Raw genomic sequence first — 6598 nt, 5'->3', positions numbered from 1 at the left:
CCCGCCCCGACCCGGCCGGCCGGGCCGGGGGTGCGTTGGCCCACGGCGGCCTGTCGGGCCGCGGTCAGCTCCCGGGCTTCGGGAAGGCGACGGGGGACCGGAGCCCGTCGCGGCCGACCGCCCGGACACCGAAGAAGACGTTGTCCTTGGACAGGTCGACGGTCGCCTCCGTGACGTCGCCGACGTCGACGACGCGCTGCCAGTCGGCCGCCGTCGTCTCCCGCCACACCACCTCGTAGCCGGCCACGCCCGGCTCGTCGCCCCGCTGCCAGCGCAGGGTGGTGTCGTTGGTGAGGTTCGTCGTGACGATCACCGCCCCCCTGGGCGTGCCGGGCGCGCGGGCCAGGGACCACAGCGCCGCGCCGTTGACCCGGGCCACCCGGGCGATGTACGCGAAGTCGCAGAACTCCGGCAGGTCGCCGTACTGCCTGCCGTCGACGACCCGGACGTCCTGGTGCTGGTGGGCGAAGTCCTCGTGGGGCTCGGTGAACCGGCCGGCCGGCCAGCCCTCGCGCAGGAACGGGATGTGGTCGCTGCCGCGCAGGTACCGGTCGCGGCGGTAGATCACCCGCACCCGCATCCCGGTGGCGTCGTTGTCGGCGACGTCGGTGACGAACCGGGCGAGTTGCCGGGACGAGGAGTCGTTCTCGCCGCCGACCGACTGCCGCACGGTCGCCTCGGCCGGGGTCTCCGCCGTCGGCACCCCCTCGGCGAACAGCCGGAGGGTGCGCGGGTCGCGGGTGCCGTCGTCGGCGGTGCTGCTGCCGACGATGTCGTTGCTGAACATGCCCTGCACGTCGGCCCCGGCCGCATTGAGCTGCCGGGCCAGGTGGGTCGAGCCGTACAGCCCCTGCTCCTCGCCGGCCACCGCGGCGAAGACGATCGTGGCGGCCGTCCGGCGGGTGGCCATCAACCGGGCCAGCTCCAGCACCACCGCCACACCCGAGGCGTCGTCGTCCGCGCCGGGCGCGTCGGCGACCGCGTCCGCCACGTCGGAGGCACGGGAGTCGTAGTGGCCCGTGACCACGTACGTCCGGTTCGGCGCGGTGTCCCCGCGCAGGGTGGCCACGACGTTGGTGATCCGGGTGGCGGTGGGGATGCGCGGCGCGGGCTCCTGCACGTAGGACTGGAGTTCGACGGTCATCCGGCCGCCGGAGGCGGCGGCGTACGCGGTCATCCGCTCGTGGATCCAGTCGCGGGCGGCGCCGATGCCGCGGACCGGGTCGTCCTGGCTGGAGAGGGTGTGCCGGGTGCCGAACGCGGCCAGCCGGCGCACGGTGGCCTCGATCCGCTCCGGATCGACGCGCCGCAGCAGCTCGCGCAGCTCGCGGTCGGGCGCCTGGGGGTGGATTCGGCGCCCGGGACCGGGCGGCGGCGCGGCGGCGCGCGCGGCGGCCGGCTCGGCGACCAGGGGTACGGCGACGGTGGCGGCGGCGGAGGCGGACAGGAAGGTGCGCCGGGTCGACCTCGCGGATCGGCCGCCGGCGGTGTCGTGGGAGCCCATCCCCGCATCCTCGCCATAGATGGTGGTCGTTGTCCATGGCCCTGGCACGGTCAATTCACCCGGAGCGGGTGATGTCGGGCGCCGCCGCCCCTCCTACCGTGGCGGTATGGCTGCCGTGCGTCCGACACCCGCCGACCCGATGCCGGGCCTGCTCGCCGAGCGGGAGGCCGGCGACCAGCGCGCCATGCCGCCCGAGCTCGGCACGAACTCGATGGCCGTGCTCAGCGGGCCGACGTTCATGTACTCGGACTCGTGCGGGGACGTGCCGCCGGGCAGCATCGGAGGTCTGGTGCACCTGGACACCCGGCTGCTCAGCGGCTGGGCGCTCACCATCAACGGTCAGCCGCTGCTGGTGCTGCGCTCCGAGGCGATCGAGCACTACTCGGCCCTGTGCGTGCTGACCAACCCGGCGCGGTGCGACCTGCCGCCCGACAGCGTGGCGATCCGGCGGCTGCGGTACGTCGGCGACGGCTTCCACGAGCGGGTGGAGATGGTGTCGTACCAGCCCGAGCCGGTCCGGTTCGAGCTGCGCCTGGCGGTGGGCGTCGACTTCGCCGACCTGTTCGAGGTCAAGTCCGGTGTGCGGGACCGCTCCGCCGAGATCGTCCGCAACCACGCGCCGGACGGCTCGGAGCTGTGCTTCTCCTACGCCCGGGACGGCTTCGCCGCCGAGACCCGCGTCCGCTGCTCCCGGCCCGCCGACCGGGTCGAGGGCGACGAACTGGTCTGGGACGTCACCCTCACGCGCGGGCAGGAGTGGCAGCTCGACCTGGACGTGCCGCTGCCGCCGGGGATGGGGGTGGTGGAGCCGGCCCGGGGCGACATCGCCGACGTGATCCACCGGCGCGCCGACGAGCCGGTGCGCCGCTGGTCGGCCGAGCGGGCGGTGCTGCGCAGCGACAGCCAGGCGTTGCAGGAGACGGTCCGGCAGTCCCGGGACGACCTCGCGGCGCTCCGGCTCGATCTGGAGGTAAAGGGGGAGCGGATCATGCTCCCCGGCGCCGGCCTGCCCTGGTTCCTCGCCGTCTTCGGCCGCGACACCCTGATCGCCGCCTACCAGACGCTGGTGGCCGGGCCGACGCTGGCCAAGGGCGCGCTGCTCGCGCTCGCCCGGTTGCAGGGCGGCGAGTGCGTCGACTTCACCGACGAGGAGCCCGGCAAGATCCTGCACGAGGTCCGCAGCGGCGAACTCACCCGCACCGGCGCCAAGCCCTACGGGCCCTACTACGGCTCCGCCGACGCCACCCAGCTCTGGCTGATCCTGCTCTCCGAGTACTGGCGGTGGACCCGCGACGACCAGACCGTGCGGTTCCTACGCGACAACGCGCTCGCCGCGCTGCACTGGATCGACAGGTACGGCGACCGTGACGGGGACGGCTACGTCGAGTACGCGACCCGCTCGCCGGAGGGGCTCGGCAACCAGTGCTGGCGGGACTCGCCGGACGGGGTCTCCTTCTCCGACGGCCGGATCCCGGTGCTGCCGATCGCCACCTGCGACCTGCAGGGCTACGTCTACGACGCGAAGCTGCGGCTGGCCGAGCTGGCCGACGGCCCCCTGGCCGACCCCGACCTGGCCCGTCGGTTGCGCGCCGAGGCCGCCGACCTGTACGACCGGTTCAACCGCGACTTCTGGATCGACGGTCGGGGCGGCTTCTACGCGGTCGGGCTGGACGGCGACAAGAACCCGATCGACTCGAAGACCTCCAACATGGGCCACCTGCTCTGGAGCGGCATCGTGCCGCCGGAGCGCGCCGAGGCGGTCGTGCGGCAGTTGATGGCCGACCACATGTTCTCGGGATGGGGGATTCGCACCCTGTCCCGGGAGGACCGCCTGTTCAACTCGCTCGGCTACCACCGCGGCACGGTGTGGCCGCACGACAACTCCCTCGCCGTGCTCGGCATGGCCCGGTACGGCTACCGGGCCGAGGCGAACCGGATCAGCCTCGCCCTGCTGGAGGCGGCCGAGCAGTTCGGGCACCGGCTGCCGGAGGCGATGAGCGGGTTTCCCCGCGATCGGCTGCTCTTCGCCGTGCCGTACCCGACCGCCTGCAGCCCGCAGGCCTGGGCGGCGGGCGCCCCGCTGGCGCTGGTGCGGGCGATGCTCGGCGCCGAACCGGTCGACGGCCGGCTGGTACTCGACCCCGACATACCCCCGGAGATCGGGCGCATCAGCGCCGAGCGGGTGCGCGCGTTCGGGCAATGCTGGGAGGTGGAGGCGGTCGGCCGGACCGGGTACGCCCGACTGGTCGAGTGCTGAACTGACCGATCTGCCACGTTTGTTGCGGCGGGTCGTGGGAACGGGGCGGCAATGACGAAACCTCGTGTGGTGATCGTGGGGGCCGGGTTCGCCGGTTACCACGCGGCGAAGACGTTGAGCCGGCTGGCCCGGGGCCGGGCCGAGATCGTGGTGCTGAACTCCACCGACTACTTCCTCTACCTGCCGCTGCTGCCCGAGGTGGCCGCCGGCGTCGTCGGGCCGACCCGGATCTCCGTGCCGCTGACGGGGACGCTGCCCGGGGTGCGGGTGCTGATCGGCGAGGCCGACCACGTCGACCTGCAGAACCGCTGGGTCGGCTTCACCCAGCCGGAGGGAGACCGCAACCGGATCGCGTACGACCGGCTGGTCCTCGCCGTCGGCAGCGTCAACAAGCTGCTGCCGATCCCCGGCGTCACCCAGTACGCGCACGGCTTCCGCGGCCTGCCGGAGGCGCTCTACCTGCACGACCACGTGGTCCGGCAGATCGAGCTGGCCGAGCAGGCCGACGACCCCGCCGAGCAGCAGGCGCGTGCCACCTTCGTGGTCGTCGGCGCCGGCTACACCGGCACCGAGGTGGCCGCGCAGGGGCAGCTCTTCACCGACGAGCTGGTCTCCCAGCGCCCCCGGCTCAAGATCCGCCCCAGATGGATGCTGCTCGACGTCGCGCCCCGGGTCCTGCCCGAGCTGGACAAGCGGATGTCCGACACCGCCGACCGGGTGCTGCGCAAGCGTGGCGTGGACGTACGGATGGGCACGTCGGTGGCCGTCGCCACCGCCGACGGGGTCACCCTCACCGACGGCGACTACGTCCCCACCTGCACCCTGGTCTGGTGCGTCGGCGTGCGCCCCGACCCGTTCGTCGCCGAGCTGGGGCTGCGCACCGAGAAGGGCCGACTCGTCGTCGACGAGTACCTCACCGTGCCCGGCTTCCCGGAGGTGTACGCCTGCGGCGACGCCGCCGCCGTGCCCGACCTGACCCGGCCGGGGCAGATCTGCACGATGACGGCGCAGCACGCCCAGCGGCAGGGCAAGCTGGCCGCCCACAACATCGCCGCCTCCTACGGGCAGGGTCGGCGCAAGCCGTACCGGCACCACGACCTGGGTTGGGTGGTCGACCTGGGCGGCAAGGACGCGGCCGCGAACCCGTTGAAGGTGTCGCTGTCGGGGCTGCCCGCCAAGGTGGTCACCCGGGGCTACCACCTGCTGGCGATGCCGGGCAACCGGGCGCGGGTGAGCGCCGACTGGGCGCTGGACGCCGCGCTGCCGCGCCCGGCGGTGCAGCTCGGCCTGGTCCCGGCCAACGCCGTGCCCCTGGAGAGCTCCTCGCCCGAGGTGGCCGTCCGGGCCCGCTGACCGCCGCCGTCGCCGCGTCGGCGTGGACGGACGTGGACTCCGTCGGACGGCACGCCGGTCTGTCAATCGCCCCGTGGACGTACGACCGGGGTCTACCGTCCCCGCCGGGATGGTCGCCCGTGGGGTGACGCGACGCGGGTGCGTCCAGGGCAACGTGGGCATGGACCGAAGTTGGCGAACCGGCCAAGGAGGACCATGACCACCGCACTGACCCGCCGACACCTGCTCACCGCCGCGCTCGCCACCGGGGTCGCCGTGCCGCTCGGCGCCGCCGGCCACGGCCCGGCCGCCTCGGCCGCGCCCCGCCCGGCCCGGCTCACGCTGCCCCCACCCACCGGGCCGCACCGGGTCGGCACCGTGTCGCTGCACCTCGTCGACAGCTCCCGCCCGGATCCGGTCGCCGGCCCGGGACGGCACCGCGAACTCATGGCGAGCGTCTGGTACCCCGCCGCCCGTCACGCCCGGCGCCATCCGGTGGCGCCGTGGATGCCCGTCGCGCCGATGCGCGCACTGCTCGCCTCCGCCGGATTCGACGCCGACGTCGCACCGGCCCCCCGCACGTTCGGCCACGAGGGCGCTCCGGTGATCCGGACACCCGGTCGGCTGCCCGTGGTCGTGTTCTCCCACGGCGCCGGGGGGCACCGTTCCGAGACCACCATCGTGGTCCAGGAACTCGCCAGCCACGGCTACGTCGTGGTCACGGTCGCCCACACGTACGACACGTTCAGTGAGTTTCCCGACGGGCGGCTCGCCGTCCCGGTCGACGATCCGTCGTTGACACCGTGGGACTACGCCCACGACCTCCGATTCGTCCTCGACCGCGTCGAGGACCTCGCCGCCGGCCGTAACCCCGACGCCGGGCGGCGTCCCCTGCCGGCCGGCCTGTGCGCCGCGCTCGACCCGCGTCGCGTCGGCATGTTCGGCTGGTCGAAGGGCGCCACCGCCACCGCCCTCGTCATGAACGAGGACCGGCGCGTGCGGGCCGGGCTCGGCCTCGACGGCCCCATGCAGTCGCGGCCGCCGGTCACCGACCTCGACCGGCCGTTCATGCTGATGACCGCCGAGTTCACCCGGGCCGCCGAGCCCAGCGTCGAGCGGTTCTGGTCGCACCTGCGCGGATGGCGGCTCGACGTGCGGGCCGACGGCGCGCTCCACGGTGGGTACTGCGACCACCAGTGGCTGCTCCCGCAACTGGCGACGATCGTCGGGATGAGCGACGAGGACCTCGCCGGCTGGATCGGCGCCCTCGACCCGGCCCGGGCGGTGCGGATCCAGCAGGCGTACCCGCTCGCCTTCTTCGACCTGCACCTACGCCACCGGCGACAGCGCCTGCTCGAAGGCCCGGACCCGGCTTTCCCGGACGTGCGGTACATCCCCTGACGGCGGCCCGACGTGTTGCTCGGCCACCCCCGGGGGCGGGGGTCACGGCAGGGGGTGACCACCCGCGCACAGGCCCCGGGGCGGGGGGGCGGGCGCGGCGAGGG

4 protein-coding genes are annotated in these 6598 nt (G+C 74.1%); 3 read left to right on the top strand and 1 reads right to left on the bottom strand.

Going from position 1 to position 6598, the window contains the following annotated elements; all coding sequences use genetic code 11:
• Positions 1 to 64: 64 nt before the first annotated feature.
• Positions 65 to 1504, bottom strand: coding sequence for a M20/M25/M40 family metallo-hydrolase (locus ACWENR_RS28965; protein ID WP_452280126.1), 1440 nt, complete (start codon positions 1502 to 1504; stop codon positions 65 to 67).
• A 106-nt stretch (positions 1505 to 1610) separates the two neighbouring features.
• On the opposite strand from ACWENR_RS28965, the gene ACWENR_RS28960 reads away from it, so the two are divergent.
• The 3 genes from ACWENR_RS28960 to ACWENR_RS28950 all read left to right on the top strand — a co-directional run bounded on the left by ACWENR_RS28960 (position 1611) and on the right by ACWENR_RS28950 (position 6494).
• Positions 1611 to 3761 (top strand): amylo-alpha-1,6-glucosidase, encoded by a 2151-nt coding sequence (locus ACWENR_RS28960; protein WP_452280125.1) that lies wholly within the window; start codon positions 1611 to 1613, stop codon positions 3759 to 3761.
• A gap of 51 nt (positions 3762 to 3812) precedes the next feature.
• Positions 3813 to 5114, top strand: a complete 1302-nt coding sequence (locus ACWENR_RS28955) for an NAD(P)/FAD-dependent oxidoreductase (protein WP_452280124.1) — start codon at positions 3813 to 3815, stop codon at positions 5112 to 5114.
• A gap of 195 nt (positions 5115 to 5309) precedes the next feature.
• The gene (locus ACWENR_RS28950; RefSeq protein ID WP_452280123.1) at positions 5310 to 6494 is read left to right on the top strand and encodes an alpha/beta hydrolase family protein; all 1185 of its coding nucleotides are present in this window, start codon (positions 5310 to 5312) and stop codon (positions 6492 to 6494) included.
• Positions 6495 to 6598: the final 104 nt, after the last annotated feature.

The sequence above is a fragment of the Micromonospora sp. NPDC004336 genome (assembly GCF_053602615.1).
The sequence above is the reverse complement of the archived record's forward strand: the minus strand, read 5'-3'. Positions and strand labels throughout refer to the sequence as shown.

What these genes read in the sequence shown, in the direction of transcription:
- ACWENR_RS28965 (WP_452280126.1), bottom strand. Translation starts at nt 1,504, where the DNA reads ATGGGCTCCCACGACACCGCCGGCGGCCGATCCGCGAGGTCGACCCGG.
- ACWENR_RS28960 (WP_452280125.1), top strand. Translation starts at nt 1,611, where the DNA reads ATGGCTGCCGTGCGTCCGACACCCGCCGACCCGATGCCGGGCCTGCTC.
- ACWENR_RS28955 (WP_452280124.1), top strand. Translation starts at nt 3,813, where the DNA reads ATGACGAAACCTCGTGTGGTGATCGTGGGGGCCGGGTTCGCCGGTTAC.
- ACWENR_RS28950 (WP_452280123.1), top strand. Translation starts at nt 5,310, where the DNA reads ATGACCACCGCACTGACCCGCCGACACCTGCTCACCGCCGCGCTCGCC.